Below are 19,625 nucleotides of genomic sequence, written 5' to 3'. Positions count from 1 at the left end.
AATGACGACTAACCTGCTCGAATTCGATCTGGAGGGGTTGGCCGTCTTCTGCGAGCGGCTGGGTGAAAAGCGCTTTCGGGCCACCCAGCTGTATCGCTGGATTCACCAGAAGGGTGTGTCCGATTTTGATGCCATGACAGATCTGGCAAAGTCCCTGCGCGAAAAGATCAAGGGGCGTTGCGTTGTTGCATCCTTGCCCGTGATCAGCCAGCATGCATCCCGCGATGGGACCATCAAGTGGCTGTTCGATGTTGGCGGAGGCAATGCTGTCGAGTCCGTCTTTATTCCTGAATCTGATCGCGGTACGCTGTGCGTATCGTCCCAGGCAGGGTGCGCCGTTGGTTGTCGATTCTGCTCTACCGGCCATCAGGGCTTCAGTCGTAACCTCACCTCCGCTGAAATCATTGCCCAACTCTGGTTTGCAGAGCACTTCCTGCGCAAGCACCTTGGTACGGAAGAGCGCGTCATCTCCAATGTGGTCATGATGGGCATGGGGGAGCCGTTGCAGAACTATGGAGCACTGGTACCCGCACTTCGCACCATGCTCGATGATCACGCCTACGGCCTTTCACGCCGTCGCGTGACTGTCTCGACTTCAGGTGTCGTGCCGATGATTGATCGGCTGGCGCAGGATTGCCCAGTCGCTCTGGCGGTCTCCTTGCATGCTCCCAATGACAGCCTGCGCGACCATCTGGTTCCGCTGAACCGCAAGTACCCATTGCGAGAGTTGATGGATGCGAGCCACCGATATCTATCGAGCGCTCCCCGTGACTTCGTGACTTTTGAATACTGCATGCTGGATGGCGTCAATGACAGTCCTGAACATGCCCAAGAGTTGATCAGGCTTGTAACATCGGAAGGTCGCGGGACTCATTGGTGCAAATTCAACCTGATTCCTTTCAATCCGTTTCCTGCTTCTGGACTGACACGCTCACCACAGGAATCGGTGCTAAGGTTTTCGGCGCTGCTGAACGCTGCCGGTTTGGTGACTACCGTGCGAAAGACGCGGGGTGACGACATTGATGCTGCGTGTGGACAGTTGGCTGGAGATGTCATGGACCGTACCGATGCCAAGCAGCGCATGGAGAAAATGCGGGACCAATCGCGAGTGGTAATACCGCTGACCAAGGTTCAAGAACATTGAGGATGACCATGGGCATGGATAGATGGGTGAGGCGTATAACTGGGTGGGGCATCCTAGGGGTGTTGGCATCGTCAATGTTGGTGCTCGCAGGTTGTTCCAGTGCGCCTGCATCGGGTAGTGGGGCTTCAGCTGGGCAGGATGTGGTGACAGTGTCTGACGAGCCGGACAGCCGCAGACGAGCCCGCATTCGCCTGGAGTTGGCGACCGGTTACTTTTCCAATGGTCAGGTGACCGTTGCGTTGGATGAAGTCAAGCAGGCAATCGCCATTGATCCCACCTATTTCGACGCGTACAACCTGCGCGGTCTTGTATATCAGCGACTGAACAGCCCGGCATTGGCGGAAGAGAGTTTTCGAAAAGCTCTGGCGCTGAACAGTTCGGCGGCAGCGGTGCAGCACAACTATGGCCTGTTTCTATGTCAGCAAGGCCGCGGCAATGAAGGTATTGCGCTTTTCAAGGCCGCGGTGGCCAATCCCGTGTACGCCGATCGATCGAAGTCGTATATGGCCATGGCAGGGTGTGAGTTGGCACTTGGGCGTCGCGAATCTGCTGAAGCAAATTTCATGCGCTCCTATGAATTGGACCCAGGCAATCCCGTTACGGGGTACAACCTTTCCAAGTTGCTGTTTGAACGTGGCGACTACACGCGAGCGCAGTTCTATATACGACGTCTGAACAATAGTGCGTTAGCCAATTCAGAGTCTTTGTGGCTGGGTATCAAGGTGGAGCAGCGCATGGGGAATACCGACATCATGGGACAACTGGGAGTACAGCTACGCAAGCGATTTCCAGATTCCCGAGAGCTGACTTGGTTTGATCGGGGTGCATTCAATGAGTGACGCATTGCGGGAAAACTCCGAGGAACTGGGATCGGTCCTGCACAGCCCGAGTCCAGATACGCCAGGCGCGTTGCTGCGCGCTGCGCGCGAGCGAGCCGGCCTCCATGTTGCGGCCTTGGCTGTGGCTATCAAGATTCCGGTTAAGAAGCTTGAGGCGCTAGAAGCGGATCAACTCCAGGCGACGCATGACATCGTTTTCGTGCGTGCATTGGCTTCGAGTGTTTGCCGTGCCTTGAAGATAGATTCGAAACCCATCATGGAAGCCTTGCCGCAGAGCGCAGTCAAGGAGCTTCATGTGGACGACAACGGCATCAATGCGCCTTTTGCGTCTGGGTCACATTCCGCGTCGCTCTCGCCGGCGGACATGCTGAAACAGCCGTGGGCACTGCTCGTATTGGCCTTGGGTGCCGGGGCGATTGCAATGCTTGGTATGGGCTGGTGGGAAGGGCGTGAGGTGCCTGCCTCCCCGACACAACCGGTTGCCTCAGAAGAGCCAGTCTCACCTCCGCCCTTGGCACCACAGGTCACAGCGCCCATGGTGATTCCCTCTGCGCTGGAACCTGCCAAAGCTGAGCCGGCGACGCCTGCAACTTCCGCGGCGCCTGTGGTGGTCACTGCGGCAGCCCAGTCCGTTCCGGTGCTGCCGTCAACGGCACCTGTGGTCAAAGAGGGGGCTGCGTCACCGGCTGCAGTGGCGACCGCGACTTCTGCGGCGCCATCGGGTACTGAGCGTGTAATGAGTTTTAAGGCGAAGCAGCAATCTGTCTGGGTGGAGGTGGTGGATGCCCGAGGCGACGTGCGCCTGCGTCGCAATGTTGCCGCCGGCGAGAAAGTGGAGTGCGCGGGTGTGTTGCCGCTGACCGTGGTGCTGGGGCGCGCCGATGCCGTTGAAGTCGAGGTGCGGGGGAAACCATTCAACTTCACTCCCTTTGTGCGTGAAAACGTTGCGAGGTTCGAGGTCAAGTAATGCAGAGTCGTTCGGAATCAACGGTTGCCGAGCCTGGCGCAGTCGCGCGTCGGAAATCCCTGCAATCGGTTGTGCGGTGTGGCGATCATGTGGTCACCGTGGGTGGCGATGCCCCCGTGCGCGTGCAGTCGATGACAAATACTGATACTGCGCAGGTCATCGAGACCGCAATTCAGGTCAAGGAATTGGCGTTGGCAGGTTCAGAGATGGTCCGGCTTACGGTCAATACCGAGGAGGCAGCACGCGCAGTCCCACAGATTCGTGAGCAGTTGGATCGCATGGGGATCCATGTTCCGTTGATTGGCGATTTCCACTTCAATGGGCATCGATTGCTGAGCGACTATCCCGAGTGTGCACAGGCACTGGGCAAATACCGCATCAATCCAGGGAACGTGGGCAAAGGCGAAAAGCGGGATCGACAGTTTGCGACGATGGTGGAAATCGCCGCGAAGTACGACAAGGCAATCCGCATCGGGGTCAATTGGGGCAGTCTGGACCAGGAACTGCTTGCGTCCATGATGGATGAAAATGCATTGAGATCCGAGCCCTGGAGTGCCAAACGTTTGATGCGAGAAGCGCTGATTGCCTCGGCGCTGGATTCTGCGGCGCGAGCAGTGGAGATTGGCTTATCTCGCCACCAGATCAGCCTGTCTTGCAAGGTGAGCGGCGTGCAGGACTTGATTGCGGTGTACCGGGATCTGGGGGCGCGCAGCGACTACTGCCTGCATCTTGGGCTCACGGAAGCGGGCATGGGTACCAAAGGAATCGTGGCGTCTACCGCAGCCCTGTCGGTACTCCTCCAGGAAGGCATTGGTGACACCATCCGCGTATCCCTCACGCCGGCTCCGGGTGAGCCCCGTACCCAGGAAGTCCTCGTGGCTTCGGAAATTCTGCAGTCCCTGGGTTTGCGCGCATTTGCTCCGAGCGTGACGGCATGCCCTGGCTGTGGGCGCACCACCAGCACCACCTTCCAAGAGTTGACCCAGCAGATCGACAGCTACTTGCGTTCCCAAATGCCGATTTGGTCGGCCAAGTACCCCGGAGTGGAGCGAATGAAGGTCGCTGTGATGGGGTGCATTGTGAATGGCCCAGGTGAGAGCAAGCACGCCGATATAGGTATCAGTTTGCCAGGTACCGGGGAGGCCCCTGCAGCGCCGGTATACATTGACGGTGAGAAGCGCCAGACACTGCGTGGAGACAACATTGCGGCTGAGTTTCAGGCTATTGTCGAGGCCTACGTACAACAGCGGTTTGCTCGCTGAGCATCGCCCGCATTCCCCCAATTTATGAGTGAAACTGAAGCATCTAAGCGCGTGCAGCGATTGAGCGCCGTGAAAGGCATGAATGACATTCTTCCTGACGACTCCTGGCGTTGGGAGTGGCTTGAAGGGCGCGTACGCGCCCTGATGCGTCGTCATGCCTATGAAAACATTCGCACACCCATCGTCGAGCCGACCGCCCTGTTCGTGCGCGGTCTGGGAGAGGTGACCGATATTGTCGAGAAGGAGATGTACAGCTTCGAGGATCGACTCAATGGAGAGGCCCTTACGCTTCGCCCCGAAAACACGGCGGGTGTGGTGCGAGCCGTGGTCGAGCATTCGTTGACCTACGGAGGAGGCAAGCGCCTCTATTACTTCGGTCCGATGTTTCGACATGAGCGTCCGCAACGCGGACGTTATCGTCAGTTTCACCAGATTGGTGCAGAGGCATTTGGTTATGCCGGAGCCGAGTTGGATGCGGAATTGATCCTGATGGCCCAGGCCTTGTGGAGTGAACTTGGTTTGACCGATGTCGAGTTGCAGATCAACAGTCTGGGCCAACCGGCCGAGAGGCTGCAGCATCGGGCGGCGTTGATTTCGTATTTTGAGCAACACATCGAAGCGCTGGATGAGGAAGCCAAGCAGCGTCTGCACAAGAACCCCTTGCGTCTTCTCGACAGCAAGAACCCGCAGATGCAGTCGGTGATCGAAAATGCGCCGAAGCTCATCGACTACCTGTCTGCGGAGTCGATGGCCCATTTCGAGCGTGTTCAGGGTATCTTGCGTGCCAATAAGGTTCCGTTCCGGATCAATCCACGCCTGGTGCGCGGCTTGGACTACTACAACCTGACGGTGTTCGAATTCGTGACCACGCGATTGGGGGCGCAAGGCACCATTTGTGCGGGTGGTCGCTATGACTACTTGACCGAGCAGATCGGTGGCAAACCGACTCCTGCGGTGGGATGGGCCATGGGGATGGAGCGCGTGCTGGAGTTACTCAAGGAGTCCGACGCGTTTGTATCGCGACCTAGCTTGGATGCCTACGCCGTGGTGACGGATGCCGCGCATTGGGGCGTTGCAATGCAATGTCTTCAGGCGCTTCGCGCGCTGGGTGTCTCGGTGCAGATGCATGCTGGCGCAGACGGCGCCATCGGTAGTTTGAAGTCTCAGATCAAACGTGCGGATGCTTCGGGGGCGCGATTCGCACTTATTTTTGGCGGTGATGAAGTCGCACGTGGCGAAGTCTCTGTCAAATCCCTGCGGGATGGCGAGGGCCAACAGAAAACCTGCCTGATGTCAGACACAATGTCGCTGGCAACAACACTACGTAACCAATCAGATCAGCATGTCTAACCACCTCGACCTGGAAGAACAGGAACAAATTGAACAGCTCAAGGCCTTCTGGGCACAGTATGGCAACGCGATCACGGCCCTCTTGGTCCTTGTGATGCTGGCGTTCGCAGCCTGGAACGGATATCACTACTGGCAGCGTCAACAGTCCGCCCAGGCCGCAGCCTTGTATGACGAGGTTGAACGACTGGCGCAGGGAGGCGACTTGGCGACGGCACAAAGGGCGTTTGAGGAGTTGACCAAGCGGTACCCTGGGACAACTTATGCCCAGCAGTCTGCGCTGACACTCGCCAAGGTTGCGATCCAGGGCCAAAAGCCCGATGTGGCCATCGCAGCGCTGCGATGGGCATCGGAAAATGGGTCCGACACGGCGTTGTCCACAGTCGCCCGCCTACGTTGGGCCGCTGTGTTGATGGATGGCAAGGATTGGGACGCCGCGTTGGAAGTGTTGCGCGCAGATGCCGTCGATCCTGAGTTGCAAGTGGCAGTGTTGGATAGGCGAGCCGATGCATTTGTGGGCAAAGGTGACAACGCGGCCGCCATCGAAAACTACAAAGTTTCCATGTCCCGTGCGTCGGACAAGCCTGATGTGCAACGCATGCTTCGCATCAAGCTCAACGCACTTGGGGCTGACGCCGAACCGAGCGTTGCTGCAAGTGGCAAGGTTGCAAGCGCCAAGTGAGGATGCGCACGATGCTGTTCAAGGCTCAACATCGCATGTGGTGGGTGCCGATGCTCGCTGGCCTGGTTTTACTTGGGGCATGCAGCAGCGGAGTTGAAAAGCCCAAGCCTGTGCCACTGGGTCCGAGTCCGCAGGGACTGGCCATCAAGAGATCCTGGAGTCTGGCTTTTGGAGAAGTCCAGTTTCCGTTACGAACGGTATCGGTTGGCAGTGATATCGCGCTGGCGACTAGCCAGGGACTTGTGGCGGTTGTCGACGCCCGTACCGGTCAGGAGATCTGGCGTGCTTCGGTCGGCTCCTCGGTAGAGGCGGGTGTCGGCTTTGACGGAAACTACGTGGCAGTGGTGGGCCAAGGAGGGGCGCTGCAGGTATTCAAGGCAGGTCGACAGGTCTGGAGAGCGGATCTAGGGACGTCTGTAGCGACACCGCCCCTGGTGGCGGGCAATCGGGTATTTGTATTGGGTACAGACCGTACCGTGGCTGCGTGGGATGCCGCTACCGGCGCCCTGTTGTGGCAACAGGCGCGTCCTGGGGATCCTTTGGTACTCAAACAGCCGGGCTTGCTCGCTGCCCTGGGCGATACACTGATCGTGGGTCAGGGGGCCAAGTTGCTTGGCATGAACCCTTTGAGCGGCACGGTACGCTGGGAACAATCGGTTGCCAGCAGCCGAGGAACCAATGAAGTCGAAAAACTCATGGATATCCCGTCAGGGATGGCGCGCAGTGGTCAGCAGGTCTGTGTCCGGGCCTACCAGCATGCCGTTGCCTGTGTCGACTCTGCAAAACCTAGCCTTGTCTGGTCCAAGCCGAGCAATGGGTTTTCTGGACTCGCTGGCGATGCCGATAGCGTTTTCGGTGTCGATGGGCAGGGGGTTGTCACGGCCTACAGGCGCAACAGTGGCGATATCCAATGGAGCAGTAATACCTTGCGCTACCGCCAGCTCACGGGCCCGGTGGTTGTTGGTCGTTCAGTTGTCGTGGGGGATTCCGAAGGCAACGTGCACCTTTTGGCCAAAACCGATGGCACCCCGTTGGCACGCTTGAAGACCGATGGCAGTGCGATTGCGGCCGTTCCCGTGCTGGTAGGGCAAACGCTTGTGGTGATCACCCAACGCGGCGGGGTCTTTGGCTTTGTGCCTGAGTAGCGCCGCATAAGGATTTCATGAAACCTGTAATAGCCCTGGTTGGTCGACCCAATGTTGGCAAGTCGACGTTGTTCAACCGTTTGACGAAATCCCGGGATGCCATTGTGGCGGACTATGCCGGTCTGACCCGCGATCGGCACTACGGCAACGGCAAGCAAGGGCGCCACGAATTCATCGTTATAGACACTGGCGGGTTTGAGCCGGATGCCGAGACTGGAATCTATTCCGAGATGGCCAAACAGACACGGCAGGCGGTGGCCGAGGCTGATGTGGTCTTGTTTGTTGTCGATGCACGCGCAGGTCTGTCTGCCCAGGACCACGACATTGCTTCCTATCTGCGCAAGCTGGGCAAGCCCTGTGTTCTTGTAGCCAACAAGGCCGAGGGCATGAAGGAAGGTACCCAGCTGGTTGACTTCTATGAGTTGGGGCTCGGAGAGGTATACCCGGTATCGGCGGCGCATGGGCAAGGCATCCGTTCCTTGGTCGATCTGGCGCTAGATCCGCTGGTCCCCGAGTCGGACGAGGACGTGGCAGAAGGCCAGGAAGCGGACGACGTGATTCGGCTGGCGGTCGCCGGACGGCCCAATGTGGGTAAGTCGACCCTGATCAACACCTGGTTGGGCGAAGAGCGATTGGTGGCCTTCGACATGCCCGGCACGACGCGAGATGCGATACGGGTTCCGTTTGAACGGAATGGGCAGCGATTCGAATTGATTGACACTGCGGGTCTGCGTCGAAAGGGGCGGGTTTTTGAGGCGATAGAGAAGTTTTCTGTTGTGAAGACTCTGCAAGCCATTGAAACGGCGAGCGTGGTTCTGTTGCTCATTGACGCCACACAAGGGGTGACGGACCAGGATGCCCACATTGCCGGCTATGTGCTGGAATCCGGTAGGGCGGTGGTCATTGCCGTGAATAAGTGGGATGCGGTGGACGATTACCAGCGGGACTTGCTGCGGCGCTCGATCGAACTCCGTTTAGGTTTCCTGAAGTTTGCCGCGCTGCACATGATTTCGGCGAGGAAGCGCCAGGGACTCGATCCACTCTGGGTGTCCATTGCGCAAGCGCACGCGTCGGCCAACTGCAAGATGCCTACCCCCATCCTGACACGTCTGCTGCAAGAGGCGGTGCAGTTCCAGACACCCAAGAAAGTTGGTAACTACCGGCCGAAGATGCGCTATGCCCACCAGGGTGGAATGAATCCGCCGATCATTGTGATTCATGGCAATTCGCTGGAGCATGTGACCGAAGCCTACAAGCGCTTCCTGGAGGGGCGTTTCCGCAAGGAGTTCAACCTGGTAGGCACACCGCTGAAAATTGAGTTCAAGTCGGCTGCGAATCCTTACGCCGATAAGGGTAAAGTCGGCTGAACGCCCATTTCCAGTCCCAAGCATTCGCTGCCCCTACACGCCGGATGTTCATGGGCCTGTGGTATCGTTGAAACCCTCATATTTCCAACACGGAGAATATCGTGAATAACAAAGGCCAATTGCTTCAAGATCCGTTCCTCAATGCCTTGCGCAAGGAACATGTCCCGGTCTCCATTTACTTGGTGAACGGGATCAAACTGCAAGGGCAAATTGAGTCGTTTGATCAGTACGTGGTGCTGTTGCGCAACACGGTCACCCAGATGGTATATAAGCATGCCATCTCGACCATCGTTCCCGGTCGCGCGGTCAATTTTGCGCTGCCAAATACCGACGCGGCGGCCAGTTGAGACCTGTTTTCATCGGATGAAGCGGTTTTGAAGCCTGCCCTTGCAGATGCGTCTGCCGCAACTCCGACATTGCTGGTCGGAGTGGACTTCGGTGGCGAGCACTTTGATTCGGAACTCCATGAGTTGGGGTTGTTGGCCCTGACTGCCGGTATGGTGCCGGTCGCGCGTATTTCTTGCAAACGCAAAGCGCCAGACCCCGCATTGTTTGTTGGGTCGGGCAAGGCAGATGAAATTCGCCTCTTGGCACAACAATGTGGCGCCCGTGAGGTTCTGTTTGATCAAAGCCTCAGCCCCAGCCAACAGCGCAACCTCGAACGACGCTTGGAAATACCGGTCAACGACCGCACTTTCCTGATCCTTGAAATCTTTGCGCAACGGGCACGCAGCCATGAGGGCAAGCTTCAGGTCGAGCTGGCGCGACTGCAATACCTCAGCACCCGGCTGGTGCGTCGTTGGTCCCACCTTGAGCGCCAAAGTGGCGGTATCGGCATGCGTGGAGGTCCGGGAGAAACCCAGATCGAGCTCGATCGGCGCATGATTTCGGAGCAAATCATGCGTACCCGCGAGCGGTTGACCAAGGTCAAGCGCCAGCGGTCTACTCAGCGCCGGCAGCGTGAGCGCTCCGAGGTCTTCGCGGTGTCTTTGATCGGGTATACGAATGCGGGCAAGTCGACGCTGTTCAATGCCCTGGTGAAGGCGCGTGCCTACGCGGCCGATCAGTTGTTCGCAACGCTGGATACCACGACGCGGCAGATGTATCTCTCTGAGATCAATGCGTCGGTCTCCATTTCGGACACGGTAGGCTTTATCCGCGACCTGCCGCATGGCTTGGTCGATGCGTTCCAGGCCACCCTCCAAGAAGCGATCTCTGCCGATCTTCTGCTGCACGTCGTGGATGCCGCGAACGAGGAATTCCCGTTGCAAATCGCCCAGGTACAGCAGGTGCTCAAGGAAATTGGCGCAGACCAGATTCCGCAAGTACTGGTCTTCAACAAGGTCGATGCCATACCGATGGACCGACAGCCGCAGGCGATGCTCGACAGTTTCGAGCTGGAAGGTGTGCAAGTCCCGCGCGTTTTTGTCAGTGCACGCAGCCATGAGGGCTTGTCAGCGTTGCGGGAATTGCTTGCTCAATACGCACAGGTGCCTTCGGGTGCTGGGCATGCTGGCCCCGATGGGTTTGGGGTTGTAGAGGAAAGCAGCACAATCCAAGACCAAAGTTTTCGTTGAGAAACTCTGTTATGAACGTTTTGAATCGTATTCCTCGCCGCCTCGGGTTGTCCCAGAAGTGGCAACGCATGTTCAACCTGAATGATCCTCGCTGGGGTCGCGGAGACGATGCCGATGGCACTGGCTCGTCAGGGCAGGAGCCGTCCCCGGAGTCGGAGCCCCATCGTCCCCAGCAGCCCTCGGAGCCAGTGCGCGGCAATGGCGGCCGCCGCTCCCCCAGTGGGCCGCCGGATTTGGACGAGCTGTGGAAAGACTTCAACAAGCGGCTGGGCGGACTCATCGGCGGCGGTCGTTCGTCCCCGACGGGCGGTGGCGGCAACGGTGCTCCGGACATGAACGGTGCAGGGGTCGGCTTGGGCCTGATTGCTGGAGTTGTCCTGCTGATTTGGTTGGCGACCGGGTTTTTCATTGTTCAGGAAGGGCAGCAAGCCGTCATCACGCAGTTTGGCCGCTACGTCAAAACGGTCAATGCAGGGTTCAATTGGCGCTTGCCGTACCCGATCCAAAAGCACGAATTGGTGGTGGTGACCCAGATCCGGTCGGTTGACATCGGTGGCCGCGATACGGTGCTGAAGGCTACCGGATTGCGTGAGTCGGCGATGCTCACACAGGACGAGAACATTGTGGACATCAAGTTTGCCGTGCAATACAGGTTGAACGATGCAAGAGCCTACCTGTTCGAAAGCAAGAACCCTGCGGAAGCTGTGGTGCAGGCAGCCGAGACTGCGGTGCGCGAGGTGGTGGGCCGCATGAAGATGGATGCTGCTTTGTCCGAGGAACGCGACCAGATCGCACCGCAGATCAAAACGCTGATGCAAACCATCTTGGACCGCTACAAGGTGGGTATTGAGGTGGTGGGTATCAACCTGCAGCAAGGTGGGGTGCGTCCTCCGGAGCAGGTGCAAGCAGCGTTCGATGATGTCCTGAAAGCTGGCCAGGAGCGCGAGCGTTCCAAGAATGAAGCGCAGGCCTATGCCAACGACGTGGTACCTCGGGCGGTGGGTGCTGCTTCGCGTCTGAAGGAAGAGTCCGAAGCCTACAAATCCCGGGTGGTTGCGCAGGCGCAAGGCGATGCACAGCGCTTCCGCGCGGTCTATAACGAATACCAGAAGGCGCCACAAGTGACGCGTGACCGCATGTACCTCGACACGATGCAGCAGATCTACGCCAACGTGACCAAGGTCATGGTCGAGTCGCGTCAAGGGGGCAGTCTGCTGTACCTGCCATTGGACAAATTGCTGCAACAGTCGGGCGCCACCACGGGGAACCCGGTGGCGGATGCCACAGTGCAGGCGCCTGCCGCACCGGTGGCGGGAAGCACTGCGGGAAACTCAGACGCGCGTAGCCGAGACGCCGCCCGTACCCGTGATCGCGATGTGCGCTAGGAGTTGGACATGAATCGGATTGGATTGTTTTTTGCCTCCTTGCTGGTGGTGGTTGCCTTGGTTAGTTCGACCCTTTTCGTGGTCGATCAGCGTCAATTTGGCGTGGTCTATGCCTTGGGGCAGATCAAGGAGGTCATTACGGAACCTGGTTTGCACGTCAAGTTGCCTCCCCCGTTCCAGAACGTTACCTACATCGACAAGCGCCTGCTGACGCTCGATAGCTCCGATGCCGATCCCATGCTGACCGCGGAGAAGCAGCGTGTGGTGATCGATTGGTACGTGCGTTGGCGCATTTCGGAGCCGACCGACTACATCCGTAACGTCGGGCAGAACGAGGCGGCGGGCGCCAACCAGCTGAATCGGGTGGTTCGCAATGCGTTCCAGGAGGAAATCAACCGCCGCACGGTGAAGGAGTTGCTCTCAACCAAGCGAGACGCACTGATGACCGATGTCAAGCGCGAGGTGCTGGAGAAGGTACGTGGTGAGAAGCCTTGGGGCGTGGATGTGGTGGATGTGCGTATCACCCGTGTGGACTATGTCGAAGCCATCACCAAATCCGTGTACGACCGCATGGAGGCAGAGCGCAAGCGGGTAGCCAATGAGCTACGGTCTACCGGCGCCGCCGAGGGTGAAAAGATTCGCGCCGACGCCGATCGCCAGCGGGAAGTGACCTTGGCCAATGCCTATCGCGACGCCCAGAAGATCAAAGGGGAGGGCGATGCCGAGGCGGCCCGCATCTACGGCGATGCCTTCGGGCGAGATCCGCAGTTCGCACAGTTCTACCGCAGTCTGGAGGCCTACAAATCCAGCTTTGCCAACAAGAGCGATGTGATGGTGGTCGATCCGGCCAATTCGGAGTTCTTCCGCGTCATGCGCAATGGCGGTAGCTCTGCGCCCAGTGCGAAGAAATAAGCTTGAACTCCGACCTGTTGTGGGTGGCCTGCGGGCTGGTCCTGGTGCTGGAGGGCCTGTACCCGTTCGTCTCGCCCCAAGGGTGGCGCCGCCTCTTTCTTCAACTGCTGCAGCTGCGGGATGATCAAGTTCGCACGGTTGGATTGGTCGCCGTGGTGTTGGGTCTGGCGCTGATTTGGATCTTCGGGCGCTGAAATACGGGCCACAAAGCCCGTAAAATCCACGTTTTAACAGCTCCCCCCATTCCCATGTCCGCCTGGGTTCTGCCCGATCACATTGCCGACGTGCTTCCATCCGAAGCGCGGCATATAGAAGAAATCCGGCGTGATCTGCTCGATACCGCGAGAAGCTACGGTTATGAGCTGGTCATTCCCCCCTTGTTGGAGCATCTGGAATCGCTGCTCTCCGGTACTGGTGAAGCACTGGATCTGCAGACGTTCAAGCTGGTGGATCAGTTGTCGGGCCGCACCATGGGTGTGCGTGCGGACAGCACGCCGCAGGTTGCGCGTATCGACGCACACTTGCTGAACCGCAAAGGCGTTGCCCGTCTGTGCTATTGCGGCCCGGTACTGCATACGCGGCCCTCGGGTGCCCTTTCGACGCGAGAGCCGCTGCAGTTCGGCGCTGAGATTTATGGCCACAGCGGCCTGGAAGCCGACCTGGAGGCCTTGACGCTGGCGCTCGATGTCGTGCAGACAGTGGGTGTAAAGCAGGTACAGGTCGATATGGCCGACGCCCGCATCGTGCAGGGTCTGCTGGATGGCGTATCGCTGACCCCGTCGCAATCGAGTGCACTGCACGCTGCGCTGATCGCCAAGGATGCGGTTGAAGTCCGTTCCGTGCTGGCCGGTGCCGAGTCCCGCGTGCGCGAAGCTTTTCTGGTGTTGCTGCAACTCTATGGCGATGCAAGCGTACTGGCCGAAGCGCGACGCGTTCTGCCGCTGTCGGACAAGGTTGGCGCTGCACTGGATGCACTGGAGTGGCTGGGCGCCCACGCAGCGCCGGCCGCTGTGTCCTTCGACCTGGCAGACCTGCGTGGCTACGCCTATTACAGTGGCGCCCAGTTCTCCATGTACGCCCATGGCGTGAGTGAGTCCCTGGTCCGCGGTGGTCGCTACGATGAGGTTGGTTCGGTGTTCGGCCGCAAGCGCCCGGCGGTGGGCTTTGGCCTGGACATCAAGGCCCTGGCTTCGGTGGTTGCGGCGCAGCCGCTGCGTGCCGCGGTCCGTGCCCCGTGGCTTGAGGATGCCGCATTGCGGGGCTTGGTCGCGGATCTGCGCAAGGCGGGTGAAGTGGTGGTCTGCATTCTTCCCGGACACGAGCAGGAAATCGACGAATTCCATTGCGACCGCGAGATCCGAAGTGTCGGCGGGCAATGGCAGGTGCAAGCAATTTAGTTTTTCTGGAATCTTCAAATGAGCGCAAACAAAGGACGGAACGTCGTTGTGGTCGGTACCCAGTGGGGCGACGAAGGCAAGGGCAAGCTGGTGGACTGGCTGACTGAAAGCGCCCAAGGCGTAGTTCGTTTCCAGGGCGGTCATAACGCCGGTCACACCTTGGTCATCAATGGGGTCAAGACCGCATTGCACCTGATTCCCAGCGGCATCATGCGTCCCGGTGTGAAGTGCTACATCGGCAATGGGGTCGTGTTGTCGGTGACCAAGTTGTTCGAGGAGATCGCCGGGCTGGAGAAGGCAGGCGTCGAGGTACGTTCGCGTCTGCGCGTGAGCGAAGCCTGTCCCCTGATCCTGCCGTTTCACGTGGCTCTCGACGTGGCGCGCGAAGCGGCGCGCGAAAAAGGGGGCGTTGCCAAGATCGGTACCACTGGGCGCGGCATTGGCCCTGCGTATGAGGACAAGATCGCCCGCCGTGCGCTGCGCGTGCAGGACCTGAAGCACCCCGAGCGTTTTGCCACCAAGTTGCGCGAATTGCTGGACCTCCATAACCACGTGCTCGCCACGCACCTGGGTTCGGGTGGCTTCGATTTCGGCCCCCAGATGCAGCCGTTCATGAAAGACGGACGCATTCAGTTCGAGCCAGTGTATGCCCAGGCCATGGAGCAGGCGGCATTGCTCAAGCCCATGATCGCCGACGTTTCCCGCGAGCTCAACGAGTTACACGCCCAAGGTGGCAATCTGCTGTTCGAAGGTGCGCAAGGCACCTTGCTCGATGTGGACCATGGCACCTACCCTTACGTGACCTCCAGCAATTGCGTGGCAGGCAATGCTGCCGCTGGCGCTGGCGTTGGTCCGGGCTTGCTGCACTATGTGCTGGGCATCACCAAGGCCTATTGCACCCGTGTGGGCGGCGGCCCGTTCCCGACCGAACTGGATTGGGAAGTACCGGGTACACCGGGCTACCACATGAGCACGGTGGGCGCTGAAAAGGGTGTGACCACCGGGCGCTCCCGCCGTTGCGGCTGGTTTGATGCCGCCCTGCTCAAGCGCTCGGCCCAGGTGAATGGCCTGACTGGACTGTGCATCACCAAGCTCGACGTGCTCGACGGTTTGTCCGAACTGAAGCTGTGCACCGGATACGAGCTTGATGGCGAGCGCATTGACATTCTGCCCATGGGTGCAGACGATATTGAGCGTTGTGTGCCGATCTACGAAACCATCAGCGGCTGGAGCGATAGCACGGTGGGCGTGACCGAGTATGACAAGCTGCCCGCCAATGCACGTGCCTATCTGCAGCGCATCGAGCAGGTCACAGGGGTTCCTATTCATGTGGTGTCTACCAGTCCCGACCGGGATCACACCATCATGATGCGCCACCCCTACAAGGCAGACTGAGGGTCGAATCGGGCTTTGGCCCCCGCAATGAAAGCGTAGATAGCTATATTTATAGGAGCAACTGGCATGTTGACTGAAGACGGTAAGCACCTCTATGTGAGCTACGATGAGTACCACAACCTGATCGAAAAGCTGGCCATCAAGGTCTACCAGTCCGGCTGGGAATTCGACACCATCCTGTGCCTGGCCCGCGGTGGCATGCGCCCCGGAGATATCCTGTCGCGCGTGTTCGACAAGCCGCTGGCCATCATGTCGACAAGTTCCTACCGGGCTGACGCGGGCACCACCCAGGGTAACCTGGACATTGCGCGCTACATCACCACGCCCAAGGGCGAGATCGCCGGCAAGGTTCTGCTGGTGGATGACTTGGCGGATTCCGGTCACACCCTCAATGCGGTGATTCACCAGCTCAAGAACAACTACACCCCCATCACCGAACTGCGCAGTGCGGTGATCTGGACCAAAGCGGTCTCCACCTTCACGCCCGACTATCAGGTGGAGTTCCTGCCGACCAACCCCTGGATTCACCAGCCTTTCGAGACCTACGACTCGCTGCGCCCGCAGCAGTTGATCGAGAAGTGGTCGGTGTGAGTGGATGGCCATGGCAGACCAGCACACCACCGGACTGATCCACCACCCCTACCAAGCACCTGAAGGATTTGAAGCGCCGGCGCCCGGCGTGTTCAAGGCTTCGACCGTTTTCTTCCCGACCGTGGCCGCCATGCGCTCGCGCGAATGGAAGGACAAGACGGCCTACACCTACGGCCTGCACGGCACACCCACGAGCTACCTGCTCGAGGAGCGCTTGGCTTCGTTGGAAGGAGGGAAGCAGTGCCTGTTGGTTCCCAGCGGTCTGGCGGCTATTGCGTTGGTGGCCCAATCGATGCTGAAGCAGGGCGACGAAGTACTCATTCCCGACAACGCCTACGGTCCCAGCAAGACGTTGGCAGACGGGGAGCTCAAAGCCTGGGGCATTCGTACGCGCTACTACGACCCGATGTCGGTCGAGGACTTGGCCGCCAAGATCAGTGCGCAGACCCGACTGGTCTGGGTCGAGGCGGCGGGTTCGGTAACCCTGGAGTTTCCCGACCTGGCTGGCTTGGTGCGCGTCTGCAAGCGCGCGGGGGTTCCCGTGGCCTTGGACAACACCTGGGGTGCAGGGCTGGCGTTTCAGCCCTTTGATCTGGTGGCTGGCGAAGGCATTGGGGTGGACATCAGCGCCCACGCGCTGACCAAGTACCCCAGTGGCGGTGGCGACGTACTGATGGGCAGTGTCATTACGCGCGACCAGGGGCTGCACATGCGGCTCAAGCTGACCCATATGCGCCTGGGGCTGGGTGTCGGTATGAACGACGTGGAGCTGGTGCTGCGTTCGCTTCCCAGCATGGCCCTGCGCTACCGCGCGCACGACGACGCGACACGCGTCCTGGCACGTTGGGCCCAGGGCCAGGCGCCCTTTGTGCAGGTGTTGCATCCGGCACTGGAAGACTCCCCTGGCCATGCCCATTGGAAGGCGCTGTGCCAGCCGCAGGCGGGTGGGGCAGCAGGGCTATTCAGTGTCATCGTCGACCCCCGGTTCACACAGGCCCAGTGCGACGCGTTCTGCGATAGCCTGCGTCTGTTCAAGATAGGGTACAGCTGGGGTGGACCGATCAGTCTGGTCGTTCCCTACGAGCTGGAAACCATGCGTCAGTCTTGGCCAGCCCACCTGGCCAAAGGTACCATGATCCGCTTCTCTGTCGGTCTGGAGCACGTGGACGACCTGCGCGCAGATCTGGCGCAGGCGCTGCAAGCCTCAGGGCTCTTGGGCTAGCAGTTCGCGCGCCACGCTGCGCATGGCCGTGGCGTCGATGCCGCTGGCGTTGACGGTCCGGGCATGTGGGTAGCGCACGAAATTGCGCTGCATCGACTGGGTGTAGACCGGGTCGTAATGCGCGGTCAGCAATTCGAGCACCACATCGGCGATGTGGCCAGTGTGCACCTGCTCCTGCCACCGTTCGATTGTCGCTCGACCCCGTGCCTGGGTCAGCGCCTCCAGCCGCTCGCAGAAGCGGTCGGTGTTCTGCACGAAGAAGTCGTAGTCCTCCATCAGCAGGCGCACGCGCTGATCGTCTGCCAGACGCAGGCTGATGCAGGGACTCGCACGCATGGCGGCAATCAGCGCGTCAGATATGGCCACATTGCCCACCTTCTTGCTCTCGCTTTCGACGTATACCGGTCGGGTCGGGTCGAAACGGCGGATCGCGTCCCACACCCGCATGTCGAAGTGCTTTTGCGTCGGCTGCGGCACGCCGGGTACGGCACCCAGCACCGAGCTGCGGTGGCAGGCCAGGGCTTCCAGGTCCAGTACCTGCGCACCTTCCTGTGCCAAGGCATGCAGCAGGCGGGTCTTTCCCGAGCCCGTCGTACCGCAGACCACGCGCCATGCAAGCAGCGGGACGCGGGCCTGCAGGTCGGCGAGCATGGCGGCGCGAAAAGCCTTGTAGCCCCCTTCGATGAGGGTGACATGAAAGCCAATCTGTCCAAGTACCAGGGACAGCGAGCCGCTTCGCTTGCCGCCGCGCCAGCAGTAGGTCAGTGGCGCCCAGTTCTTGGGCTTGTCCAGCACATGGGTCTCAATATGGCGTGCAATGTTGCGGGCGGCGATGGCCGCACCGCGCTTCTTGGCCTCGAACGCATTGACCTGCTTGTACATGGTGCCAATCTCGATGCGTTCCTGGTTGTCGAGCGTGGGCCAGTTGACGGCGCCCGGGAGATGGTCCTCGGCGTATTCGGCTTCGCTGCGCGCATCGATGATGGTGTCAAAGCGGTCCAGTTGGGCCAGTGCTTCGACGGCGGGGATGGTTTGCAGACTCATGGAAGGTTCTTCAGGATGGCGGGCCACACGTTGGCCAGCATGGTGGGGTGCGCGGCTTCCGTTGGGTGGATGCGGTCGGCCTGAAACCACTGCATGGCATTCGGTCCGTCGGCAACCCCTTTCAGGAAGAAAGGCACCAGCGTGGATTTGGTGTTCTTTGCAACCTCGGCATAGGCAGCTTGCATCTGGCGGTTGTAGTCTTCACCGTAGTTCGGCGGTACCTGCATGCCTACCAGCACCACCTTGGCACCGGCACGCTGGCTGGCCAGCGTCATGGCCTGCAGATTGTCGCGCGTCATGCCCAGAGGCAGCCCGCGCAGAGCGTCATTGCCCCCGAGTTCGATCACCACGAGTCGCGGTCGGTGCTGTTCCAGCAGTGCATCGAGTCGACTGCGCCCTCCAGAGGTGGTGTCTCCGCTGATGCTGGCATTGACCACGGTGACCGCACGCTTTTCCTTGTCCAGTCGCGATTGCAAGAGAGCGACCCACCCGCTGCCGCGTTTGAGGCCATACTCGGCACTGAGGGAATCACCGACCACCAGCAGCGTGTTGGCAGTGGTTGAAGGCGCCGCCCCAGCGGGCAGCCAAAGCCCCACGCCGATCAGCGTCACGGCGAGCACGTTACAGTGTCTGCGAGCAAAAGAGAACAGCATGTCCGAAATCATTCTTTCAGTACGTAAGCTACACAAGTCTGTGGTCGACTCCACGGGGGAGCTCGGGATTCTGCATGGCGTGGATTTCGAGGTAGGCGCACGCCAGAGTGTCGCCATTGTCGGTGCCTCGGGGTCCGGGAAAAGCACCTTGCTGTCGATTATTGCCGGACTGGACACCCCCAGCAGTGGCACGGTCACCTTGGGCGGTCAGGATCTGTTCGCCATCGATGAGGATGCGCGCGCGGTGGTCCGTGCCGAAAAGGTGGGTTTCGTGTTCCAGAGTTTCCAGTTGCTGGGCAACCTGACGGCGCTGGAGAACGTGATGCTGCCGCTGGAACTGACCGGACGCAGCGATGCGCGTGCCCGCGCGCACGAGATGCTCACGCGGGTCGGTCTGGCGTCCCGGGCCAACGCCTATCCCAAGGTACTTAGCGGCGGCGAACAGCAGCGTGTGGCGTTGGCACGGGCCTTTGTGGTTGAACCGGCATTGCTGCTGGCCGACGAACCTACCGGCAGTCTCGATTTCGCCACCGGCGCCAAGGTCATGGACCTGATGTTTGAACTGAACCAGGAGCAGGGCACCACACTGATCCTGGTCACGCATGACCGGCAGATTGCTCAACGTTGCGAGCGTCGGTTGCTGGTGAATGCCGGCCATGTGCACGAGGAGCAGTGATCCATCGGCGGGCGACAACG

General features: G+C 59.8%; 20 protein-coding genes. 18 read left to right on the top strand and 2 right to left on the bottom strand.

The window, feature by feature from the left end; all coding sequences use genetic code 11:
• Position 1: 1 nt before the first annotated feature.
• From rlmN to RQP54_RS12635, 17 genes are all read left to right on the top strand, one after another.
• Positions 2 to 1,144 (top strand): 23S rRNA (adenine(2503)-C(2))-methyltransferase RlmN, encoded by a 1,143-nt coding sequence (gene rlmN, locus RQP54_RS12715; RefSeq protein ID WP_315678698.1) that lies wholly within the window; start codon positions 2 to 4, stop codon positions 1,142 to 1,144.
• Positions 1,145 to 1,146: 2 nt separating this feature from the next.
• Positions 1,147 to 1,983, top strand: a complete 837-nt coding sequence (pilW, locus tag RQP54_RS12710) for a type IV pilus biogenesis/stability protein PilW (RefSeq protein ID WP_315678697.1) — start codon at positions 1,147 to 1,149, stop codon at positions 1,981 to 1,983.
• The gene (locus RQP54_RS12705; protein WP_315678833.1) at positions 1,976 to 2,950 is read left to right on the top strand and encodes a RodZ domain-containing protein; all 975 of its coding nucleotides are present in this window, start codon (positions 1,976 to 1,978) and stop codon (positions 2,948 to 2,950) included. The genes pilW and RQP54_RS12705 overlap by 8 nt, the downstream gene beginning before the upstream one ends.
• Entirely contained in the window at positions 2,950 to 4,212 is a 1,263-nt protein-coding gene (gene ispG / locus RQP54_RS12700; protein ID WP_315678696.1) for a flavodoxin-dependent (E)-4-hydroxy-3-methylbut-2-enyl-diphosphate synthase, read from the top strand. Before RQP54_RS12705 ends, ispG begins: the two co-directional genes overlap by 1 nt.
• 51 nt (positions 4,213 to 4,263) lie before the next feature.
• Complete coding sequence (gene hisS / locus RQP54_RS12695; RefSeq protein WP_315678832.1) at positions 4,264 to 5,562, top strand: histidine--tRNA ligase; 1,299 nt, start codon at positions 4,264 to 4,266, stop codon at positions 5,560 to 5,562.
• Positions 5,555 to 6,241, top strand: a complete 687-nt coding sequence (locus RQP54_RS12690; RefSeq protein ID WP_315678695.1) for a YfgM family protein — start codon at positions 5,555 to 5,557, stop codon at positions 6,239 to 6,241. The genes hisS and RQP54_RS12690 overlap by 8 nt, the downstream gene beginning before the upstream one ends.
• A 2-nt stretch (positions 6,242 to 6,243) precedes the next feature.
• A complete protein-coding gene (gene bamB, locus RQP54_RS12685) occupies positions 6,244 to 7,386 on the top strand; it encodes an outer membrane protein assembly factor BamB (protein ID WP_315678693.1) in 1,143 nt (380 codons plus the stop codon).
• A gap of 17 nt (positions 7,387 to 7,403) precedes the next feature.
• Positions 7,404 to 8,753 carry a ribosome biogenesis GTPase Der gene (gene der / locus RQP54_RS12680; protein WP_315678691.1) on the top strand — a complete coding sequence of 450 codons (1,350 nt, stop codon included), beginning with the start codon at positions 7,404 to 7,406 and terminating at the stop codon, positions 8,751 to 8,753.
• A gap of 101 nt (positions 8,754 to 8,854) precedes the next feature.
• Positions 8,855 to 9,100, top strand: a complete 246-nt coding sequence (gene hfq, locus RQP54_RS12675) for an RNA chaperone Hfq (protein ID WP_315678690.1) — start codon at positions 8,855 to 8,857, stop codon at positions 9,098 to 9,100.
• A 27-nt stretch (positions 9,101 to 9,127) separates the two neighbouring features.
• A complete protein-coding gene (gene hflX / locus RQP54_RS12670) occupies positions 9,128 to 10,330 on the top strand; it encodes a GTPase HflX (RefSeq protein WP_315678689.1) in 1,203 nt (400 codons plus the stop codon).
• An 11-nt stretch (positions 10,331 to 10,341) separates the two neighbouring features.
• On the top strand, positions 10,342 to 11,715 hold the full coding sequence (gene hflK / locus RQP54_RS12665; RefSeq protein ID WP_315678687.1) for an FtsH protease activity modulator HflK: 1,374 nt from the start codon (positions 10,342 to 10,344) through the stop codon (positions 11,713 to 11,715).
• A gap of 9 nt (positions 11,716 to 11,724) precedes the next feature.
• Positions 11,725 to 12,627 carry a protease modulator HflC gene (hflC, locus tag RQP54_RS12660; RefSeq protein ID WP_315678686.1) on the top strand — a complete coding sequence of 301 codons (903 nt, stop codon included), beginning with the start codon at positions 11,725 to 11,727 and terminating at the stop codon, positions 12,625 to 12,627.
• 2 nt (positions 12,628 to 12,629) lie between these two features.
• Complete coding sequence (locus RQP54_RS12655; RefSeq protein WP_315678685.1) at positions 12,630 to 12,821, top strand: DUF2065 domain-containing protein; 192 nt, start codon at positions 12,630 to 12,632, stop codon at positions 12,819 to 12,821.
• 54 nt (positions 12,822 to 12,875) lie between these two features.
• Positions 12,876 to 14,024, top strand: coding sequence for an ATP phosphoribosyltransferase regulatory subunit (locus RQP54_RS12650; protein WP_315678683.1), 1,149 nt, complete (start codon positions 12,876 to 12,878; stop codon positions 14,022 to 14,024).
• 18 nt (positions 14,025 to 14,042) lie between these two features.
• Complete coding sequence (locus tag RQP54_RS12645; protein WP_315678682.1) at positions 14,043 to 15,419, top strand: adenylosuccinate synthase; 1,377 nt, start codon at positions 14,043 to 14,045, stop codon at positions 15,417 to 15,419.
• A gap of 66 nt (positions 15,420 to 15,485) precedes the next feature.
• Entirely contained in the window at positions 15,486 to 16,010 is a 525-nt protein-coding gene (locus tag RQP54_RS12640; RefSeq protein ID WP_315678681.1) for a phosphoribosyltransferase, read from the top strand.
• Between the two features lie 10 nt (positions 16,011 to 16,020).
• A complete protein-coding gene (locus RQP54_RS12635; protein ID WP_315678680.1) occupies positions 16,021 to 17,232 on the top strand; it encodes a PLP-dependent transferase in 1,212 nt (403 codons plus the stop codon).
• Here RQP54_RS12635 and mnmH read toward each other — a convergent pair.
• The gene (gene mnmH / locus RQP54_RS12630) at positions 17,215 to 18,276 is read right to left on the bottom strand and encodes a tRNA 2-selenouridine(34) synthase MnmH (RefSeq protein ID WP_315678678.1); all 1,062 of its coding nucleotides are present in this window, start codon (positions 18,274 to 18,276) and stop codon (positions 17,215 to 17,217) included. The genes RQP54_RS12635 and mnmH overlap by 18 nt on opposite strands.
• On the bottom strand, positions 18,273 to 18,929 hold the full coding sequence (locus RQP54_RS12625; RefSeq protein ID WP_315678677.1) for an arylesterase: 657 nt from the start codon (positions 18,927 to 18,929) through the stop codon (positions 18,273 to 18,275). The genes mnmH and RQP54_RS12625 overlap by 4 nt, the downstream gene beginning before the upstream one ends.
• Here RQP54_RS12625 and RQP54_RS12620 point away from each other — a divergent pair.
• Positions 18,928 to 19,605: an ABC transporter ATP-binding protein gene (locus tag RQP54_RS12620; protein ID WP_315678676.1), complete on the top strand. Its 678-nt coding sequence runs from the start codon at positions 18,928 to 18,930 to the stop codon at positions 19,603 to 19,605. The genes RQP54_RS12625 and RQP54_RS12620 overlap by 2 nt on opposite strands.
• Positions 19,606 to 19,625 lie beyond the last annotated feature (20 nt).

Source organism: Curvibacter sp. APW13 (assembly GCF_032337135.1).
GTDB lineage: Bacteria > Pseudomonadota > Gammaproteobacteria > Burkholderiales > Burkholderiaceae_C > Allorhodoferax.
The sequence above is the reverse complement of the archived record's forward strand: the minus strand, read 5'-3'. Positions and strand labels throughout refer to the sequence as shown.

Coding starts and splice junctions, on each gene's coding strand:
- rlmN (WP_315678698.1), top strand. CDS start 2: ATGACGACTAACCTGCTCGAATTCGATCTGGAGGGGTTGGCCGTCTTC.
- pilW (WP_315678697.1), top strand. CDS start 1,147: ATGACCATGGGCATGGATAGATGGGTGAGGCGTATAACTGGGTGGGGC.
- RQP54_RS12705 (WP_315678833.1), top strand. CDS start 1,976: ATGAGTGACGCATTGCGGGAAAACTCCGAGGAACTGGGATCGGTCCTG.
- ispG (WP_315678696.1), top strand. CDS start 2,950: ATGCAGAGTCGTTCGGAATCAACGGTTGCCGAGCCTGGCGCAGTCGCG.
- RQP54_RS12690 (WP_315678695.1), top strand. CDS start 5,555: ATGTCTAACCACCTCGACCTGGAAGAACAGGAACAAATTGAACAGCTC.
- bamB (WP_315678693.1), top strand. CDS start 6,244: ATGCGCACGATGCTGTTCAAGGCTCAACATCGCATGTGGTGGGTGCCG.
- der (WP_315678691.1), top strand. CDS start 7,404: ATGAAACCTGTAATAGCCCTGGTTGGTCGACCCAATGTTGGCAAGTCG.
- hflK (WP_315678687.1), top strand. CDS start 10,342: ATGAACGTTTTGAATCGTATTCCTCGCCGCCTCGGGTTGTCCCAGAAG.
- hflC (WP_315678686.1), top strand. CDS start 11,725: ATGAATCGGATTGGATTGTTTTTTGCCTCCTTGCTGGTGGTGGTTGCC.
- RQP54_RS12650 (WP_315678683.1), top strand. CDS start 12,876: ATGTCCGCCTGGGTTCTGCCCGATCACATTGCCGACGTGCTTCCATCC.
- RQP54_RS12645 (WP_315678682.1), top strand. CDS start 14,043: ATGAGCGCAAACAAAGGACGGAACGTCGTTGTGGTCGGTACCCAGTGG.
- RQP54_RS12640 (WP_315678681.1), top strand. CDS start 15,486: ATGTTGACTGAAGACGGTAAGCACCTCTATGTGAGCTACGATGAGTAC.
- RQP54_RS12635 (WP_315678680.1), top strand. CDS start 16,021: ATGGCAGACCAGCACACCACCGGACTGATCCACCACCCCTACCAAGCA.
- mnmH (WP_315678678.1), bottom strand. CDS start 18,276: ATGAGTCTGCAAACCATCCCCGCCGTCGAAGCACTGGCCCAACTGGAC.
- RQP54_RS12620 (WP_315678676.1), top strand. CDS start 18,928: ATGTCCGAAATCATTCTTTCAGTACGTAAGCTACACAAGTCTGTGGTC.
- RQP54_RS12625 (WP_315678677.1), bottom strand. CDS start 18,929: ATGCTGTTCTCTTTTGCTCGCAGACACTGTAACGTGCTCGCCGTGACG.